18 protein-coding genes are annotated in these 19,576 nt (G+C 44.2%); 13 read left to right on the plus strand and 5 right to left on the minus strand.

The window, feature by feature from the left end; genetic code table 11:
• The first annotated feature begins 177 nt into the window (after positions 1-177).
• The 7 genes from QE390_RS12995 to QE390_RS13025 all read left to right on the plus strand — a co-directional run bounded on the left by QE390_RS12995 (position 178) and on the right by QE390_RS13025 (position 8,281).
• Positions 178-1,779, plus strand: a complete 1,602-nt coding sequence (locus QE390_RS12995) for a peptide chain release factor 3 (protein ID WP_307142443.1) — start codon at positions 178-180, stop codon at positions 1,777-1,779.
• A 214-nt stretch (positions 1,780-1,993) separates the two neighbouring features.
• Complete coding sequence (locus QE390_RS13000) at positions 1,994-2,641, plus strand: hypothetical protein (RefSeq protein ID WP_307142444.1); 648 nt, start codon at positions 1,994-1,996, stop codon at positions 2,639-2,641.
• 119 nt (positions 2,642-2,760) lie between these two features.
• Complete coding sequence (locus tag QE390_RS13005; protein ID WP_307142445.1) at positions 2,761-4,038, plus strand: cation:dicarboxylate symporter family transporter; 1,278 nt, start codon at positions 2,761-2,763, stop codon at positions 4,036-4,038.
• A 118-nt stretch (positions 4,039-4,156) separates the two neighbouring features.
• Positions 4,157-4,606, plus strand: a complete 450-nt coding sequence (locus QE390_RS13010; RefSeq protein WP_307142446.1) for a MarR family winged helix-turn-helix transcriptional regulator — start codon at positions 4,157-4,159, stop codon at positions 4,604-4,606.
• A 16-nt stretch (positions 4,607-4,622) separates the two neighbouring features.
• Entirely contained in the window at positions 4,623-5,114 is a 492-nt protein-coding gene (locus tag QE390_RS13015) for a DUF2721 domain-containing protein (protein WP_307142447.1), read from the plus strand.
• Positions 5,115-5,118: 4 nt separating this feature from the next.
• The gene (locus tag QE390_RS13020; RefSeq protein WP_307142448.1) at positions 5,119-7,482 is read left to right on the plus strand and encodes a 3-hydroxyacyl-CoA dehydrogenase/enoyl-CoA hydratase family protein; all 2,364 of its coding nucleotides are present in this window, start codon (positions 5,119-5,121) and stop codon (positions 7,480-7,482) included.
• A gap of 229 nt (positions 7,483-7,711) precedes the next feature.
• Positions 7,712-8,281, plus strand: a complete 570-nt coding sequence (locus QE390_RS13025; RefSeq protein ID WP_307142449.1) for a DUF4142 domain-containing protein — start codon at positions 7,712-7,714, stop codon at positions 8,279-8,281.
• Between the two features lie 159 nt (positions 8,282-8,440).
• On the opposite strand, the gene QE390_RS13030 is transcribed toward QE390_RS13025, so the two are convergent.
• Together QE390_RS13030 and xerD are read right to left on the minus strand one after the other, a co-directional pair.
• Entirely contained in the window at positions 8,441-9,073 is a 633-nt protein-coding gene (locus tag QE390_RS13030) for a helix-turn-helix domain-containing protein (protein WP_307142450.1), read from the minus strand.
• 151 nt (positions 9,074-9,224) lie between these two features.
• A complete protein-coding gene (gene xerD / locus QE390_RS13035) occupies positions 9,225-10,130 on the minus strand; it encodes a site-specific tyrosine recombinase XerD (protein ID WP_307142451.1) in 906 nt (301 codons plus the stop codon).
• Positions 10,131-10,260: 130 nt separating this feature from the next.
• Between xerD and aroQ the strand changes: the two genes are divergently transcribed.
• From aroQ to QE390_RS13050, 3 genes are read left to right on the plus strand one after another with little or no spacing between them, the layout of a single operon-like run.
• Positions 10,261-10,677, plus strand: a complete 417-nt coding sequence (gene aroQ / locus QE390_RS13040) for a type II 3-dehydroquinate dehydratase (protein ID WP_307142452.1) — start codon at positions 10,261-10,263, stop codon at positions 10,675-10,677.
• A 57-nt stretch (positions 10,678-10,734) separates the two neighbouring features.
• A complete protein-coding gene (locus QE390_RS13045) occupies positions 10,735-11,775 on the plus strand; it encodes an aminotransferase class V-fold PLP-dependent enzyme (protein WP_307142453.1) in 1,041 nt (346 codons plus the stop codon).
• A gap of 29 nt (positions 11,776-11,804) precedes the next feature.
• Positions 11,805-12,377: a MarC family protein gene (locus QE390_RS13050; RefSeq protein ID WP_307142454.1), complete on the plus strand. Its 573-nt coding sequence runs from the start codon at positions 11,805-11,807 to the stop codon at positions 12,375-12,377.
• A 55-nt stretch (positions 12,378-12,432) separates the two neighbouring features.
• Here QE390_RS13050 and QE390_RS13055 read toward each other — a convergent pair whose 3' ends face one another.
• On the minus strand, positions 12,433-13,647 hold the full coding sequence (locus QE390_RS13055) for a hypothetical protein (RefSeq protein ID WP_307142455.1): 1,215 nt from the start codon (positions 13,645-13,647) through the stop codon (positions 12,433-12,435).
• A 132-nt stretch (positions 13,648-13,779) separates the two neighbouring features.
• The gene (locus tag QE390_RS13060) at positions 13,780-14,997 is read right to left on the minus strand and encodes a hypothetical protein (RefSeq protein ID WP_307142456.1); all 1,218 of its coding nucleotides are present in this window, start codon (positions 14,995-14,997) and stop codon (positions 13,780-13,782) included.
• 205 nt (positions 14,998-15,202) lie between these two features.
• On the opposite strand from QE390_RS13060, the gene argS reads away from it, so the two are divergent.
• The gene (gene argS / locus QE390_RS13065; protein WP_307142457.1) at positions 15,203-16,984 is read left to right on the plus strand and encodes an arginine--tRNA ligase; all 1,782 of its coding nucleotides are present in this window, start codon (positions 15,203-15,205) and stop codon (positions 16,982-16,984) included.
• Between the two features lie 400 nt (positions 16,985-17,384).
• Here argS and QE390_RS13070 read toward each other — a convergent pair whose 3' ends face one another.
• Entirely contained in the window at positions 17,385-18,293 is a 909-nt protein-coding gene (locus QE390_RS13070; RefSeq protein WP_307142458.1) for an RluA family pseudouridine synthase, read from the minus strand.
• Positions 18,294-18,443: 150 nt separating this feature from the next.
• On the opposite strand from QE390_RS13070, the gene QE390_RS13075 reads away from it, so the two are divergent.
• On the plus strand, positions 18,444-18,632 hold the full coding sequence (locus tag QE390_RS13075) for a hypothetical protein (protein WP_307142459.1): 189 nt from the start codon (positions 18,444-18,446) through the stop codon (positions 18,630-18,632).
• A gap of 261 nt (positions 18,633-18,893) precedes the next feature.
• Positions 18,894-19,445, plus strand: coding sequence for a glutathione peroxidase (locus QE390_RS13080; protein WP_307142460.1), 552 nt, complete (start codon positions 18,894-18,896; stop codon positions 19,443-19,445).
• Positions 19,446-19,576 lie beyond the last annotated feature (131 nt).

The following is a 19,576-nucleotide window of genomic DNA, read 5'->3' on the forward strand; positions in this document are numbered from 1 at the left end:
AAAGATAAGTTACCACTACAAATTCATGGCGATTGAACGCAATTTTCCAATAATACCCCGGAAAATGGTTAATTTTGTAAAACGGCTCGAGCAGAGCCGTTTTCCGTTTTCGAATCGAAAGAAAAGAGGGACACAGGCACTGAACCTGTCGATAGATATAGGGTAATCCTATTGATTATGACCAAGATAGAACAAGAAATTGCGAAACGTCGCACCTTCGGGATTATTTCTCACCCCGATGCCGGGAAAACAACGCTTACTGAAAAATTACTGCTTTTCGGGGGAGCCATCCAAACCGCAGGAGCGGTAAAGTCCAATAAAATTAAAAAATCGGCTACCTCCGATTTTATGGAAATTGAGAAGCAACGGGGAATCTCCGTGGCTACTTCGGTGATGACATTCGAGTATAATGACCTTAAAATCAATATTCTCGATACGCCAGGTCACAAAGACTTTGCCGAAGATACCTATCGTACCTTAACGGCGGTCGATTCGGTTATTCTGGTTATTGACTGCGTAAAAGGCGTAGAGGAACAGACCGAACGTTTGATGGAAGTATGCCGGATGCGGAATACGCCGGTAATCATTTTCGTCAATAAGATGGACCGTGAAGGACAAAATCCTTTCGATCTACTCGACGAACTGGAACAAAAACTGATGATTAAAGTACGTCCGCTGACCTGGCCTATTAACATTGGACAGAACTTCAAAGGCGTTTATAATCTGTACGATAAATCACTGAACTTATTCAGCGTAAACAAAACCCGGATCGAACGGGATATTGTGGCGATTGAAGACCTCAATTCTCCTGCTCTGGACAAACAGGTGGGCGAACGCGATGCCAATCAGTTACGCGAGGACGTAGAATTAATCGAAGGTGTTTACGACGAATTTAATGCTGAACCTTACCTGAAAGGCGAAGTAGCTCCGGTGTTCTTCGGTTCGGCGGTGAACAACTTCGGCGTGCAGGAATTGCTGGATACCTTCTGCGAAATAGCCCCGGCTACGCAGGAACGCCAGACGGACGTACGGATTATTGAACCAACGGAGAAGAAATTTACGGGCTTCGTTTTCAAAATTCACGCAAACCTGGACCCTAAACACCGCGACCGGATCGCATTCTTACGCGTATGCTCAGGTACGTTCGAGCGGAACAAGTTTTACCACCACGTTCGGCTCGATAAGGGCGTTCGTTTCTCGAACCCCTATAACTTCATGGCTCAATCGAAAGACGTTATTGACGAGGCTTTCCCAGGCGATGTAGTAGGTCTGTACGATACGGGTAACTTTAAAATTGGTGATACCTTAACGGAAGGAGAAGACTTATTCTTCCAGGGAATTCCAAGTTTCTCCCCCGAGATTTTCAAGGAGTTAATCAATATGGATCCGCTTAAATCCAAGCAATTGGAAAAGGGTATCCAGCAGTTAACGGATGAAGGCGTAGCTCAGTTGTTTATGATTCAGCCCGGTAACCGGAAAGTAGTGGGAACCGTTGGTGAATTACAGTTTGAAGTAATTCAGTACCGTCTGGAGCATGAGTACGGAGCGAAATGTCGCTTCGATAACATGCCTATTTCGAAAGCCTGCTGGATTACCAGCGATAATCCGTTGAAGCTCAGCGAGTACATTCGCCTCAAAGGAACGCAGATTGCTTACGATAAAGACGATCACGCGGTATTCCTGGCTGAATCGGAATGGATGTTGCGGATGAATATCCAGAACAATCCCGATATTAAATTCCATTTGACTTCTGAATTTAAACTGGCCGTAGAAGCGTAAAGTCATCTAAGTACAATTCATATAAAGCTAAAAAGCGGGTACCTGATTCAGGTATCCGCTTTTTTAGTAATGGCTTGATTTATAAAGTCTAAAACTTATTCTGTACTTCAACAGTTAAGTATTTTAATACACTAATTTTAGTGAAGGCGTTGCATGGAAAAGGGAAAATCCCTAATTATGTGGCGGTGTTCAACCTATAAAACAAACTCCAAAAATGAAAAAACTTCATTTACTCGCTTCGGCTGTCGGCCTGATGGCCCTGTCTCTTACCTCTTGTCAGCGTACTCAGTACACGACCTTCCAAAAGTCAAGCACTCCTGCAGTTGAGCACGTAGCCAAGGCTAAAGCTCCTCAGGCTGAGGTGGTTGCCCCTGTGGAAGTAGCTCCTGTATCTGAAGAAGTAGTGGCTCCTTCGTTGGTAGAAGCAGCAAAACCTGTAGAAACGGCTGCTAAAGTAGAAGCTCCTGTGGCGGTTGCTTCCACAAAAACGGGTGTGGTAGCTAATAAGAGAGCTGCAAAACTGATGAACAAAATTGCGTTCAAGAAAGACGAACAAGGTCACGTGAACGTAGTGGCTCAGGCTGGCAAAAAACTGACGGCTGTTGAGAAGTTAGTAGTTAAGAAAGTAAACAAGCAAATCTTAAAGGCTGAAAAAGCTCAGGCAAAAGGTAAAAAGCCATTTTCTGATTGGAATAAATACCTGCGTATCGGGGTAATTATCCTGGCGGCTGCTTTGATTTTGAGTATCATCAGTGCCGCAGCTGTTTGGAGCAGCGGTCTGTGGATTCTGATTTCTCTAGCTTGGGTTGCTGGCTGGATCCTGACGATCTACGGTTTAGGTCTGGAATTAGCCTGGTGGTAAGATCTAACTAGCTTAGAATATTCTAAAACCACAGCCTTCGGGTTGTGGTTTTTTTCGTTAATTCCCCAGCTAGTACTTATAAATTTGGTATATTTCGGCTTTGTCTCTATCCTGTGAAAATGAAAAAACTCTTTACTAACCTGACTTTCTGGGTACTTACTGCGATTACTTTAGGGATTTTGCTCGGGCATTTTTTTCCAGAAGTCGCCTTATACCGAATCATGGAAGAGCCCATTAAGGGGCATTTCATGGGTCAGGAATTAAGTCTGGGCGTAACTATTAGTGAGTTTTTGAGTGGTATATTCATCAGCACTGTCAAGCTCTTTATTAACCCCATTATTTTCCTGACGATTACCCTCGGCATCGTTAGCATGGGGGATTTAAAGAAAGTCGGCAAAGTAGGAGCCAAGGCTCTGATTTACTTTGAAGTTGTCACTACGTTTGCTCTGATCATTGGCGTAGCGTTGGCTCAACTCTTACGCCCCGGTGACGGAGTAGTGACGAATCAGGTAAAAGGCGGAGATATTTCCAGATATACCAATTCAGCCAGTGAATTCAACTGGTGGACCTTTTTTGGTGATAACGTTACCTTGCAAGTACTGGTAGTTGCAATTGTGCTGGGAGCATTGCTGAGTCGTTACTCGGGTCGGGATACAATCGTGAATCTGTTACAAAAAGCCTCCAAATATATTTTCTGGGGATTGCATAAAGTCATGCTGATGGCACCCATCGGGGCTTTTGGCGGAATGGCTTATACCATCGGTAAGTACGGCATTCATACGTTACTTCCCCTGGGCAAACTCATGGTAACGGTCTACCTGACTATGGCCTGTTTCATTTTTGGGGTATTGGGCCTGATCCTGCGTACGTACAAGATCAGCATTTGGCGTTTTTTGAAGTTCATTAAAGAAGAGCTACTGATCGTGTTAGGCACGTCCTCTTCAGAAGCTGCCTTGCCTTCCATCATGGAAAAGCTCGAACGCATGGGCTGCTCGAAACCCGTGGTTGGTCTGGTTGTTCCGGCGGGTTATTCCTTCAACCTGGACGGCACTACGATTTACCTTTCTATGGCGACTATTTTTCTGGCTCAGGTATTTCAGGTGCACCTGACCTGGGAACAGATTCTGACGATTATTGGTATTCTCATGGTGACCTCCAAAGGTGCCGCCGGGGTTACCGGAAGCGGTTTCGTTGTCCTGGCTTCTACCTTAACTGCGGTGAAAGTAATTCCCGTGGAAGGGCTGGCTTTGTTACTGGGCGTAGATCGCTTCATGTCCGAGGCAAGGGCTATTACCAATATTATTGGAAATGGCGTAGCTACGATCTGGATCGCGAATAATGAGAAAGAGTTCAACCGCGAAAAAATGGAGTTAGCTATGCATGTCAGCGAAAAATAAGGTCCGATTTCCCCAAAGCAGCACAGGAAAGGAGGGTTAGAAGAAGGGAGTATTTGTCCGTTGTTCCGCTTTTCACCACCTTTGATGAAATAAGGCATTCCCCACAAACCTGATGTTCATGAAAGCGGAAAAAACCGTTGATTATCACATTAAAACCGTCTGGTACGCCATTAGTCGGATGTATAATACCAACGCTGCCAGGTCGGACATGAGTATGGCCGTTGGATATGTACTGCTGAATATCGATAAAAATGGCACGCCCGCTACTAAAATCGCTCCATTACTGGGATTAGAGCCCCGTTCACTCACCCGGATGCTGAAAACGCTCGAAGAGAAAGGCTGGATTTTTCGAAAAATGGACGAGCACGACAAGCGGGTGGTTAATGTTTTTTTGACGGAAGAAGGAAAACTGAAACGAGACGTGGCTCGGCAAGGGGTTTTACGTTTCAATTCGGTTGTATATCAACGGATTGGTGAAGAGAAGCTTCAGTTTTTTTTCGAAACCATGAAAGAAATTCAGCGACTCGTTGATGCTGAAAACAACAGCCTTCGGGCCGAGAGTAACTAATTTTCAAATCAAAACCATGGAATTAGCTTTATCCACTCCAGCACTTTTGTTCTCAACGGCATCGTTGCTGCTGCTTGGATTTACCAATCGCTTTACGGCTACGGCCAAAGTAATCAGAGACTTACACGCCGAATATCGGGTTAATCCGACTTCCCTGAATAATATCGTACTCATCGAGCAAATTCGCTCCCTGCAATTTCGGGTTCTGCTGATTCGTAATATGCAATTTCTGGGGGTTAGTAGCTTGTTCGTAAGTATCTTATGTATGATTGCTATTTACCTGGAATATCAGGTAACCGCAGGCTGGCTTTTCGGCATTGCCCTTTTTATGCAGGCCGGAGCTCTGGCCATTTCCGTTTTTGAAATTACTATTTCCATTGAAGCCTTAAAAATCGAACTGTCGGACATGGAGCACGTTCTAGGCCACCAGTCGACCGTAAAACGTTTGCGGGATGTTATGAGCTGGATCGACCGCCGGAAGAAACAGAGCAAATCCAGCGAATCTTGATAGTATGCATCGTCTTATCCAGAAAATAGCTGTTTTAGGCAGCAGTGAGTTAAGTATCCAGATTGCCTTTCAAATGGCTAATGCCAACCTTGAAGTGTTGTTACTGGGTACGACTGCTCCAGATATTAATCCTTCTGAACGAACCTCCGTACTAAGGGAGGCTTTACAGCGGGTTAGCAAAACCAAGCCTCATCCGTTGTATGCCCGAAGTTTTTCGAAGCGGGTCCTGGTGGGAACGGTGGAAGATGATTTTCAGAAAATTCAGGACTGTGACTGGGTTATTGAAGCCGTCGAGGAAAAACTGGAGACCAAGAAAAACATTTTTGAGAAAGTAGATACGCATCGAAAACCGGGCAGTATCGTCAGTTCGGCTACGCAACAGTTGCCCATTCAGGGATTAATTGAAGGGCGTAGCGAAGACTTCCGGCGAAATTTCTGCGGAACACACTTCTTTCAGCCCGTTCGTTACGTAAAGCTACTGGAACTCATTCCAACACCGCAAACAGCCCCTGAAGTAATTGATTTCCTTCAGCATTTTTGCGAGTATCACTTGGGAAAAACCGTAGTGCTGGCCAAAGACACGCCCGCTTTTATAGCGAATCGGGTTGGGATGTATTCCTTGCTTCAGAACATTCGGGCAGCCGAAAAACTGGGTTTATCCGTTGAAGAAGTAGATCTCTTGACTGCCGCTCCGCTGGGCAGACCCAAAGCCGGCACTTTCCGGGCGGCGGATACGCTTGGTATTCATACGCTGGCCTATGCCGCACAGGGCTTGGCTCAGGTATTGAGTAAAGATGAATCCCGAAATGGTTTTCAGCTTCCGGGCATTTTGCAGACCTTGTTGCAGAACAAATGGCTCGGAGATTCGACGGGTCAGGGGTTTTACAAGAAAGAAAAAACCGAAAAGGGGGTGTCCGTTATACAGGCCCTGGACCTTCCCTCGCTTGATTATCGTCCTGTCCAAAAGCTGAAGATACCCGTACTGGAAGCCATCAAAAAAGCTCCCAGTCTCGAAGCCCGACTTTCGATATTATGGAAGGAAGAGGGGAAAATCGGTGAGTTTTACCGAACGATTTTTGCTGAAAACTTAGCCTACGTAAGTCACCGCATTCCTGAAATTGCGGACGGATTATACCAGATTGACCAAGCTGTGAAGGCGGGTCTGGACTGGCACTATGGCTGGTTTGAATTATGGGAATCCATAGGTATTCAGAATGGGATTGAACTCATCGAAAGCGTGGGTAAAAAACCAGCGGATTGGGTGTATGCGTTAGTTAAGGCAGGAAAAGGTCGTTTTTATACCCTTGAAAATACGAAGCGTTATTACTACGACATCGTTTCCCAAACGTATCAACTCATTCCTGGTCAGGAAGGAATCATTATCCTCGATCATTTACGAAATAATAAAGAAATCTGGAGTAATGCCGAGGCTCATCTGTGGGACTTAGGCGAGGGTGTGATAGGTCTGGAAGCTCATTCCAAGATGAATACCTTCGGTCTGCCTCTGATGGATGCCCTGGAATATGCCCTTACACTCGCCGAGAAAAATCATCGCGGTTTAGTCATTGGGAACGATTCGACCGAAGCTTTTTCGGCGGGGGTTAACCTTGGACTGCTATTCGTTTACGCTTCCCAGCAAAAATGGGAGGAAGTAAATCAGATGATTAATCGCTTCCAGCAAACGATGATGCGGGTGCGTTACTCCTCTATTCCGGTGGCGGTAGCTCCGCACACGCTGGCTCTGGGTGGCGGCTGCGAAATCAGCCTTCACGCCGATCAGTTAGTAGCAGCGGCCGAAACCTATATGGGGTTGGTAGAAGTAGGGGTGGGTCTGATTCCGGCGGGGGGAGGCACGAAAGAAATGGCTCTTCGCTGCTCGGATTTACACCAGCAGGGCGACGAAGAGGCTCTGCAACGAGCGTTCACTACTATTGCCACCGCAAAAGTTTCGGGTTCGGCTCAGGAGGCTTTGGAAATGAATTTCCTGCGACCCACGGATCAAATCGTGCTGAATCGTTCCCGGCTGATTGCCGAAGCTCGTAATGCGGTAGTGAAGCTGGCCGATCAAGGTTATACCCAGGCTTCGCCCCGAACCGATGTTCAGGTTATGGGGAAAAAAGGAATAGCGGCTTTCGAAGCGGGGATTGCCCAAATGCGGGCGGCTCATTTTATTACTGAACACGATCAGTTCATTTTACAAAAACTGGCCTATGTCATTTCGGGTGGAAATCTGGATCGGCCCCAGCTTGTTTCTGAACAATATTTGCTCGATCTAGAAAGGGAAGCCTTTCTGAGTTTGAGTGGTGAACTTAAAACCTTGGAGCGAATCCAGCAGGTATTAACGGGCGGCAAAGCTCCTCGTAACTAATAGCTTAGAAGCTAAAAGCGAACAGGTTCCCGATGATCTCGGGAACCTGTTCGCTTTTATAGAGAAACTTGCCAGATGTTGCGGAAAAATTTCCTCCCACTACGGACTCAGAATCAATAGAATTGGGTGTTTAATAGGATTTTAATAATCAGGTACGGGATTTTTAGAAGTTTTTAAGTATTCGAATTTTCAACCGAAGAGACTAACTCTTAATTAATTGCTACACACGATGAAAAAGGTAACGATGTTATGCATGCTAGCGGCTAGTGCCCTGGCATTCCAGGCTTGTGAAAATAAATCAAACACAGAGAAAGCTTCTGAAGAACAGGCTGATGCTTCCATGGATCAGGCTGAAAATATGAATGATAGCCTGCAAACGGTAGACAGTAAGGATTCTGACTTTGCCATGAAAGCGGCAAGCGGCGGTATGTTTGAAGTAGAAGCTTCTAAACTGGCTGAGCAAAAAGGAATGAATCCTAAAGTGAAAGAATTTGCTGCCATGATGGTAAAAGATCACGGCAAAGCTAATGAAGAATTAATGGCAATCGCTTCGGCCAAAGGAATTGTTCTGCCTCCCCAAATGGGTGAAGATCATCAGGAAAAATACAATGAGCTGAGCAAGCTTTCAGGCAAAGAATTCGACAAGAAATACGTAAGCCTGATGGTAGATGCCCACGAAATGGATGATAAAGCCTTCAGCGATGCCGCTACCGAATGTAAAGATATGCAACTGAAAGAATTTGCTACCAAAACTTCAGGCGTGGGTAAAAGAACACCTGAACCATGTGAAGCAAATTAAAGATAGCATGAAATAGTCAGATTAGAATGCTCTGATCTGTTATCAAAAAAGCCGCTGGAACTAATTCCAGCGGCTTTTTTGATATAATAACATTCAGTTATAAAAATCTGAATATTATTATATTAACTAACAACTACAGCGGCGGCCGCTAACAACCTATTATTTCCGTAAAGTAAACGTCTTGGGCTGTTGATTATGAAGGGTGAGTAACAAGCCTTCACGGGTACATTGTTGCAGCAATTTATCAGATCGGTATTCGGAGATGTTTACCAACTGGGCAAACTGTTTTGCCGAAATCTGTTTATGCTTCTGAAGATAAGTGATCAACCGTTTGACGTTGTGCTGTTGCAGTAATTCAGAGGAAACTTCTCCCTGTTCCTGCAACCATTTGCCCATCTGCTTGGTCGCCGGAACTGATTTATCCCGGGCCCGAACGTACACCTGCCATTGTCCCTGATGATCTTTTGCCTGGTGAGGTTTATCCTCGCTTTCATCAACCCGAACAATCAGCACGCGGCGTTCATGATGCTCAACGGCTTTGTAACGGAGCAAAACGCCTGGCTGAACGAATAAATCCGAAGCCGCTTCGAGTTGCTGAACAATGTCTTTTTCCGATTCAATGCCTTTCACCGATCGATCATCGTTCACACCGATCACCAGCCAGCCACCCGAAGTATTAGCAAAAGCCGCCAGCGTTTTGGCGATGCGACCGGGAGCTTCAATGGTGCGTTTAAATTCAAGAGTAGAGCCTTCCGATTGGCTTAATAAATCCGTGAGTGTTGGAAATGGCATTCAGTAGAATAAGGGGTTTTAGTACAAGTATGGACATAACAAGCGGTCCTGGTCTTCGGTTCAGAAAATCTTTTGCCAGAGCCTATCCTGGAAGTAATTTACTCGGTTTTGAGTAAAATGCAAGACATCCTCAGCGGGTTTTTGGCAAAGATTAACGTCCACGGGGGTGATATTCCGTAATGACCGTTTTCAGATAATCCCGGTCAAGGTGAGTGTAAATTTCAGTGGTGGTGATGGATTCATGACCCAGCATTTCCTGCACAGCTCGTAAATCGGCCCCGCCTTCAATCAGGTGTGTGGCGAAACTATGGCGAAAGGTGTGCGGAGAAATGTTCTTCTGCAAGCCAATTTTAGCCGCGAGATCCTTAATAATCAAAAAGATCATAATTCGGGTAAGGCTTTTCCCACGACGATTGAGGAAAAGCATATCTTCCGAACCCTTCTGAATATCCAGATGCCGACGAATTTCATCCAGGTAAATCTGCGTATACTTGATCGCGTCGCGACCAACGGGAATCAGCCGGGTTTTGCCCCCTTTGCCAAAGACCCGAATGAAGCCAATGTCAAAGTACAGTTCACTAACCCGCAGATCGGTTAACTCTGAAACCCGTAATCCGCAGCCGTATAATACCTCGATGATGGCTCGATTTCGGGTACCTTCGGGCGTAGAAAGGTCAATGGCTGCCAGTAACGCTTCCACTTCTGGGAAACTTAGGGTATCTGGTAACTTTCGACCTAGTTTAGGCGATTCAATCAACGAAGCCGGATCGGTGGGAATGACCTGTTCCAGCAACATAAATTTGAAAAAGGCCTTAATACCGGATAAAATACGAGCCTGGGAGGTAGAAGCGATGCCTAATTCACCAAGGTAATATAAAAAATCCAGCAAGTGAACGTCGGTAACCTGTTCCGGCGAAAGCTTCTCCTGTCCAGATAGTTGCAGGTATTGAATAAACTTTTGAGCGTCGTGTAAATACGCCTCAATCGAATGTTCAGAAAGAGAGCGTTCGAGCGTCAGGTAAGATTTGAAGTTTTTAAGATAGCTTTGCCAAAGCATTGATGAACCGTTATTTTCCTAAAGGGTTGATAGTAGTGAGGTGTTACGGCGGGAATAACTCATTTTTCGCACCGAACATTTTTAAATATAACACCGGAAATAGGGGTTTGACTCTAAACAAAAAGAAAAGGTGAAACGCATCCTGATTATCAACGGCCCTAATTTAAATTTACTCGGACGCCGGGAACCCGAAGTGTACGGTTCGCAGACGTTTGAAGACTATTTTGCTACCCTGTTACCAAAATTCCCAGAAGTAACACTGGAATACTTTCAGTCGAATCACGAAGGAGCATTACTGGATAAAATTCATGAAGTGGGTTTTTCCTATGACGGAATTATCCTTAATGCTGGAGCCTATACACACACCAGCGTAGCCCTGGCCGATGCAATTTCAGGGGTGAAAACACCCGTGATTGAAGTGCATATTTCGAATGTTCACGCCCGGGAAGCTTTCCGTCATCATAGTTATATCAGCCCCAAAGCCGCCGGGATAGTGATTGGCTTCGGTTTGAAAGGCTACGAAATGGCGATTCGGTCGCTATTATAAAAAAGCAATAATAGACGAGGTTTCGTCACGTCTTTAGTACCAGAAAAAGCAAATACAATGATTCTTTCTTTTTATCCAGGACCATCGAAAGTCTATCCGCAAGTAGCCACGTATTTGCAGGATGCGTATCAATCGGGGATTTTGAGCGTAAACCACCGCAGTGCGGAGGCTATGGAAATGGTAAAAGAAACGTATCGTCTGTTGCATGAAAAGCTGGAAATTCCGGCGGAGTACTCCATTGCTTTTATCTCTTCGGCTACCGAATGCTGGGAAATCATCGCCCAATCGTTAACCCGCCAACAGTCTTTACACGCTTATAATGGAGCATTCGGACAAAAATGGGCGGAGTATACGCAGAAGCTGGGAGTAGAGGTCATTCCTAAACCCTTCGACCTAAACGATGCATGTGAGCTGACGGAAGACGCAGAACTCATCTGTTTAACTCAGAACGAAACCTCTAATGGAACACAGATCCGAATGGCTACGCTCGAAAAAATTCGGGAGCAAACCACGGGATTAATCGCTTTGGATGCCACTTCCTCTATGGCCGGAGTAGCCTTTAACTGGCAGCTCGGCGACCTCTGGTTTGCTTCCGTGCAGAAATGTTTTGGCTTACCCGCTGGTTTAGGAATTATGATTTATAGTCCACGAGCGTTGAGGCGGGCTGAAGAAATAAACGAGCGGAATCATTACAATAGTCTCTTGTTTATTCATGAAAATGCGGCGAAATTTCAGACGCATTATACGCCTAATGTGCTGAATATCTATCTTTTAAAGCGGATGCTAGAGCAGGTTCCCGTGTTGTCGGAGGTCGCAGCACACCTGAAAAATCGGGCTCAGGCAATGATTCAATTTTTCAATCAGGAAACGCATTGGGAAATTTTGGCTGAAAATCCGCTGATCCAGTCAGATACGGTACTGGCCATTACGGGAGAAAAAGAAAAAATTAACCAGATTAAAATCAACGCTAAATCTCACGGGATTATGCTGGGCAATGGGTATGGAAAGTGGAAAGAAAATACCTTTAGAATTGCCAATTTTCCGGCTTTGACGGACAATGAATTTTCAATAGTAAAGCATTTTATTACACAGAGTTAATCACGGTTCTATTTAGAAAGGTCCCGCCTATGAAATTTGATATTAAAGAAGTATTGTCGGTAACTCTGGTATTATTTTCCGTGATTGATATTCTTGGAGCTATTCCAATTGTACTGGATATTCGGAAGAAAATTGGAGATATCCATGCCGCCACTACCACGCTGGTTTCGGGTGGTATTATGATTGCTTTTTTATACATAGGAACGTCGATTCTTAAGTTATTTGGGGTGGATGTTCAGTCGTTTGCAGTGGCGGGGGCATTGATTATTTTTTTGATTGGTCTGGAAATGACCTTGGGACGTAGCATTTTTAAAAGTACGGATATTCAGCCCCGAGCTGCTTCGATTGTTCCCCTGGCTTTTCCCATTATTGCCGGAGCCGGAACGATGACTACGATTCTTTCCCTAAAAGCCCAATACCAGGAGATTAATATTCTGGTTGGAATTTTCGTAAACCTGGCTTTAATCTACCTGGTTTTGAAGTCTTCATCTTGGATTGAGAAAAAAATAGGGCCTGCCGGTACGGGGATTCTGGAGAAAATATTCGGGGTTATTTTACTCGCTATTGCCATTAAATTATTTAGGAGTAATCTGGGGATTTAATATAAAAGGCGGCCTGAACACATGCAGGCCGCCTTTTATATTAACCTTTATCCAATTATCGTCCCGGATAAAAACGCAACGATAAGGAAGTAGTATTGAGTTGATAAGTAGGGTCAATTTCAAAGTTAAACGTAGTATTAGTCGTAGTGGTATTCGACTGTTTTAACTCCATTTTACTAGCGTAGAATCCTTTTAAATCGAGATTGCCAATCATAGCAGCAATAGCCCATTTAGTAGTTAATTGATACTGAATACCAGGCCGTATGTTAGGCTGAGCGGAATAGCTTTGATTCGTACGTTTTGCATCAGTGTCGGTCGTTTTGGTAGAATTATAACCTAGGGCAATACCGCTGTTTACAAAAATGCTCCACTTCCCTGCAATGGGCCAGTAATATTCTACAAAAGGTCTGACATTGGCTCCCCAGGAGTTTAAAACATTTTCTGAAGATGAGTTAGCCGTAGCATAACTTCCGTGAAGACCAATACCCACTAGCTTTCGGGGCGAAACAAATTTCCCTCCCGAAAAGCCTACGCCAACTCCGGTGGTATTAGCCATAGGATAGGAGGTATGAAGGGTCGAAAGATCGGCTGCCAGATACCCCGTTCCCACGGCGTAAAGCGATTGCTGGGGTGGCTCTTCAAAAGCCGAGCTGCTGGAACCGAAATAATGAGCCAGCCCTATTTTGAAAGAACTGACGCCAAAGGACCCATTGAGCTGCACATTGGTAACTACTTTTTCGTCTTCTTTTCGGGCATGGGTTACGTTTAAGCCAGCCAGATTAGCCGTCGCTTCCCAGGCCCAGTTTTTCTTATAAAAATAAGTAAGTCCCAGCCCAAGGGAGGCCCCGGCACCGAAGGTATTTAAGGTGATTTCTCCGTCAGCTATGCTTGGTCTGTACGAAGCTCCCAGCGTTCCCTGAGCAAAAACCCGTACCCGTTCCGAGGGGACTACGTATCTTCTGATTAGATAATTAGCTGATAAAAAGGGAGTTGAACTTGCATAGTCAGATTCCAGAATTTTATAATGATTATAGCCCAGACCTACATTCCAGCCATGAGCGACATTATCGCGGATAAACTTACCCCGGCTGAATTCCAGATTAATATCATACGTACGCTCCCGGGTAGGGACGGTCAGATCAGAAGCCGTTTTGCTACCCGAAAAACTCAAATTTCCTGTATAACTCATGAAGCGATTCCCTTCGGAGGTTTGAGCAAAAAGAGGAGCAGACAGGCCCAGTAATAGGGTTAGTAAAGGTATTTTTTTCATAAAACAGTAACTTACAGAGATGTAATATTGAAAGTTGACCTCTTCAAATGTAGAGCATATATCAGCAGTTCTTTACACCTCAAACAAAAAAGACAGGTAAACCTACCTGCCTTTAACTTAAAAATGAGTTATTTACTTTTTAAGAAAATAGCGAAGCGAAACGCCAGAGTTATTCAATGTATAGTTAGGATCGAAAGAAATTCCACCTCTTATTAAGTCGCCTCTCCATGCAGATTTTTCATAAGAAGCATGAACTGATCCTATTTGAAATGAACCTATGAGACCCGTAAGAGCCCAGCGATCATTGATCTGATACTGAATGGCAGGAATGATGGAAGGGAATAACGTCAAACTATGAGTAGTTATTTGTTCTCTTGCTTCTTCTTTTGCATAGGCATAAGAAGCGTTGATTCGGACGTTAGCAACCAGAGATAATTTTTTAGCAATAGGAAAGTAATATTCGTGAAACTTGTAGATTGAAAAGCCCGCCGTCTTTGAGTTGATAGGATACCATTCTTCGATTGATGTATACTCTGGAGCTTTATTAAATCTGGCTGTAATTCCAAACCCTTTCGCATACGTAGTGGTAACAAATCTTCCTATTGAAAACCCTGCCTGAAGGGCCTGTGTATTGTTATTAAGATAATTATTATTCTCATTAAATAGAGCAGTAGCAGAAATATCCCCTGTGATGAAACGCTGATTAACCTGATATAGACTATCACGCTTACTGGTTAATAGAGTAGATTTTTCGTTTTGACTTCCAATGTATTTTACCAGGCTTAATTCAAAAAAATTAGAAGGAAGATTGGATTGTAGACTGACCAAGTTTTGAGTAGGAGTAATAGGAGAACGGTAATGCGAGGCATATACAGTTGCTACATTTGCCTTAGCTTCTAGTGACCAATCATTTTTATAGAAATAAGTTAGTCCTAGATTTACTCCCGCTGATACCTGATAAGTTTGATAGACAGCGTTACGCTCCATGAAACGTAGGTTAGCTTGAGCTCCTGCAGTTGCTTCACCAAATAAGTAAAATCCAGGGGTAAGCGATACGTATTTTCTGTTGAAATGCTGAATAGATAAAGCAGGGCTCCAATTGGTATAATTATACATTACAGTGGGATTAACGATCCACCCTTCAGCCGTATTTTCTTTAGTGAATTTGCCTGATGTAAGTTCTGGGGAGAAATTTAAAGAACTATTATGAATATCGGCATTGGGGTATGCCATATTACCATAGCGAAAGGAACCTCCAAACCCCAAAATTTTTGTGTTAGCAGGAATTTGTGCAAACAGTGAAATACTAGATAGGAAAAAACTGGAAAGAGTAAAAAATACTTTTTTCATAAGCTTTTTAAAGTGGTTGAACCATAGAAAAATTAAAAATAATAAGCGTTCGATAGCAATTATACGTTTTAACTGTATTTAACATTTTAATCTTTATAATCCGCTGATTAACGGAATGCATTAATAGAGCTAATTACGGCCATGCAGGAAAAAGCCTAGCGTCAATACCGCAATTCGTGTAGTTTTGCAGAGTTTTTGACTGACTATGAATCTCAACGAATACATACAGGGGGCTTTGGCCGCCGCTCTGAAACAGGAGTTTGCTATTGAAGTGGCCGCTGCCGATCTGGCTTTGCAGCCTACCAAGAAGGAGTTTGAAGGTTTTTATACCTTCGTTTGTTTCCCTTATGCTAAGCAATTGAAAAAAAGCCCGGCAGAAATCGGGACGAAGCTGGGCGAATACCTTGTGGCTCAGAACGGCCCCGTTTCAGCGTTTAACGTCGTACAGGGTTTTCTGAATCTTAGCATTTCTGATCAGGTTTGGCTGGAGCTTTTTGCGACCATTCACGGGAACGAAAGTTACGGTCAGTCACCCGACAAGGGCCAGAAAGTAATGGTGGAATACTCATCACCCAATACGAACAAGCCTTTGCATTTAGGACACCTGCGTAATAACTTCCTGGGGTATTCCATCGCTGAAATCCTGAAAATGGGTGGCTATAAAGTAATGAAAACCAACGTGGTGAATAACCGGGGTATTCACATTTGTAAGTCCATGCTGGCCTATCAGTTGTTTGGTAATAATGAGACTCCCGCCACCAGCGATATAAAAGGGGATCATTTAGTTGGGAAGTATTACGTAGAGTTTGATAAAGCATACAAAGCTCAGATTGCCGAATTAGTGGAAGGCGGCATGGAGAAGGAAAAGGCAGAGAAAGAGGCTCCGCTTTTGAAACAGGCCGAAGCCATGCTGTTGAAATGGGAGGAAGGCGACCCTGCGACGATTGGTCTCTGGGAAATGATGAATAGCTGGGTATACGCTGGTTTTGACGAGACCTATAAAAAAATGGGCGTCAACTTCGATAAGATTTATTACGAATCGGATACCTATTTATTAGGCAAAGACATTATCGAAGAAGGGCTGGAGAAAGGGGTTTTCTACCGCCGTCCTGATAACTCGGTCTGGATTGACCTGACTGCCGACGGATTGGATGAAAAACTGGTGTTACGCTCCAATGGAACTTCGGTGTATATTACCCAGGACTTAGGTCTGGCGGATTTGAAAGCGGAAGATTTTCCAATGCAAAAATCCGTGTACGTAGTTGGCAATGAGCAGGATTATCACTTCAAAGTATTATTCCTGATTATGCAGAAGCTGGGGCGTCCTTACGCAGCTGGTTTATACCATTTGAGCTACGGGATGGTCGATTTACCCAGTGGTAAAATGAAATCCCGCGAAGGAACGGTGGTGGATGCCGACGATCTGATGCAGGAAATGAATGATACTGCGGAAGAAATGACAAAAGAGTTAGGCAAAATCGACGGATTTACGGAAGAAGAAGCCAAAGCTCTGTATCATACACTGGCGATGGGTGCCTTGAAGTATTTCCTGCTAAAGGTGGATCCAAAAAAACGGATGTTATTTAACCCCCAGGAAAGCGTTGATTTTCAGGGCAACACTGGGCCTTATATTCAGTATAACCACGCCCGGATTCGTTCCATTCTTCGCAAAGCGGACCAGATGGAGTTAACACCAACGGCTCCCACTACGATTGACCTGCATGCCAGCGAGCGTGATCTCATCTTTACGCTCAGCCAGTTCCCTCAACGCGTGGAGGATGCCGGTGCTATGTACAGCCCTGCTCTGATCGCTCAGTATGCGTATGATCTGGCGAAAACGTACAGCCAGTTCTTTAGCGAAGTGCCGATTTTTGCGGAAGAAAATCTGGATAAAAAACAATTCCGGGTGGCACTGTCCAAAGCCGTTGCTGAAGTCATTCGCAAGGCAATGGGCTTATTAGGCGTAACAGTTCCTGAACGTATGTAATGGGTTTTTAGATGTTACTCAAGTTCCCTAAAGTTCTAAAACTTTCGGGAACTTGAGTTTTATAGCACCTGAACGTCGCAGACGTAACCTATGAAGGTAAATAATCTCAGCTAAGGAGGGATTACAAATCCCAAACAGATGGCTTTCGGATTGCAAATCCGAAAGAGCATAAGTAAAAAAATCCTATGTCTTACGCTGTTTCGGATTTACAATCCGAAACCTATCTGTCGCGAATTTGTGATCCGCTTATTGGAATTGCAAATCCGAAAGAGCATAAGTAAGAAAATTCCTATGTTTTATGCTGTTTCGGATTTGCAATCCGGAACCTATCTGTCGCGGATCTGTGATCCGCTTATTTGTAATTGTAAATCCGAAAGAGTGATAAGAAAATTCCTGAATATTATCGGTTCATCAAACTGGCAAACTTCGTCGGAATTGCCGTTTCAAAGTGCATTTGTTCTTTCGTAATGGGGTGCTGGAAGGCTAGTACCCAGGCGTGCAGGGCCAGTCGATTAATAGGGTTACTATTGGAGCCGTATTTCTTATCGCCCACAATCGGATGTCCAATGCTTTGAAGGTGCACCCGAACCTGATTTTTACGCCCCGTTTCCAGACTTACCTTCAGCATGGAGAAATAGCGGTTCTGCTGAACTGTTTCGTAATGGGTAACGGCTTTCTGTCCACGTTCGGCGTTTTGGGTGGAATACACCATCATCGATTTTTCACTCTCCACCAGATAAGACGTAATGGTGTCTTCTGTTTTCTTTGGACTTCCATTAATGACAGCCAGGTAAACCCGTTCCTTGGTCGTAGACTGCCAGGATTCCTGCATTTTTTTCTGAACCGTTTCGCTTTTGGCGAACATCATCAATCCTGACGTTTCGCGGTCCAGTCGGTGAATAATGAAAATTTTGTTTTTGGGGTTCTGCTTTTTCACGTGCTCGCTCAGCAGGCTATAAGCTGTTTTCCGCTTTTCTTTTTCAGTAGCCATCGACAAAATTCCTTCTTCCTTTTCAATGACAATCAGGTGTTCGTCCTCAAAAACGATCTTAATGCCCTCGTACTGTTTTTCGGCGGGAGCTTTCGTCCAGCGAACGCGAACGGCATCATTGACCTCAAGCGGATGATTGAACTGAAAGGTAATCTTATCATTCACCAGCACCTGCTTATCCCGCAGGAGTGACTTGATATTATTGCGATTTTTCGACGGAAATTTCTGTAACAAAAAAGCCATAAGCTCAGCCGGTTCGGTGACGGCAAAGCGAGTATCTTCTTTTTTTTCGTAAGCGTTGCTATTCTTTTTCTGCATGAAACTTGGATTATGCTGCAAAGGTAGACGCTCTCGACCACTATGTAATAAATTTAATTCCTGCCACTGCCAGCTTTTTGTTCCTCTGCTGCTAGCGAGAGTGGTTGTTTATCAACTATGGATTAGAAGAAAAGAACATCCCATTAAGGATTGCCAGCCTTTTTAGCTCTTGCCGCTGCCACCCACGTAGCCGCTGCCAGCTTTTTCGCTGGCAGCAATAAGCCATGGAGTAAGAAAATAGCCTACCAGCAGAAAAAAAGCTGGCCGGGCCACGATGGCCGGGCCACGCTGGCAACGGTGATAATTACTTTAACAACTAATAGGGTATTACATCAATAGCTTGGAATGAATGAACTCCGACATCTGCCAATGCGGCCGCTGCCAACGGAAAAGCTGGCAGCAATAAGGTAAGGGCTAAGAAAACAGGCTACCAGCAATCAGGTAAGTTGTAGTAGCTTAGCAATTCTCAATTGCTAATCATTGAAAACTGGAAAACGACCACGGAAAACTACTATATTGCTGAACTAATTGACGTTCCATTCGTTTATTAATCAAACCTTATAAACTTTAATCTGACTCCAGATGGTAAAGCTCCTGCTTATGCTTGGAACCCTGTTTACTGGCTTATTTGCGGATAAAAATGAAGTCGCAAGCCGTCCCGAGAGCTTTGCTCCGGCCAAACAAAACTTATACGATTTTAAAGTGCAGTCGCTGGAAGGAAAAGAAGTAAACCTTGCCCAGTATAAAGGCAAAAAAGTAATCATCCTTAACACGGCTTCAAAGTGCGGATTTACGCCTCAGTACGCAGATTGGGAGAAATTCTATGAAGCTAACAAAGAGAAAGTCGTTGTCCTGGGTTTTCCTTCCAATGATTTCGGCGGACAGGAACCCGGCTCAGAAGAAGAAATTGGAGCGTTCTGCCAGAAAAATTATGGCGTAAGCTTCCCTATGTTTTCGAAAGTAGTAACCAAAGGTGACGGTCAGGCTCCCTTATACAAATGGTTGACTACGAAAGAATTAAACGGATGGAATGACAAAGTTCCTACCTGGAATTTCTGCAAGTATGTCGTGAATGAAAAAGGCGAACTGACGCATTTCTTCGCTTCAAAAGTAAAACCTGATAGCCCAGAGTTTCTCCAGGCAATCAAGTAATTGCATGCTATTTGAGTAATAGAAGACTGCCAGCCTCAGGCTGGCAGTTTTAGTTGTGAGCTAATCCATTTCATTGTCGTAATTTTGTGTGGAGGGCTTTCTCTCGCCCGTTATTACTAACTCCAATTTTG

The sequence above is a fragment of the Siphonobacter sp. SORGH_AS_1065 genome (genome assembly GCF_030818595.1).
Classification (GTDB): domain Bacteria; phylum Bacteroidota; class Bacteroidia; order Cytophagales; family Spirosomataceae; genus Siphonobacter.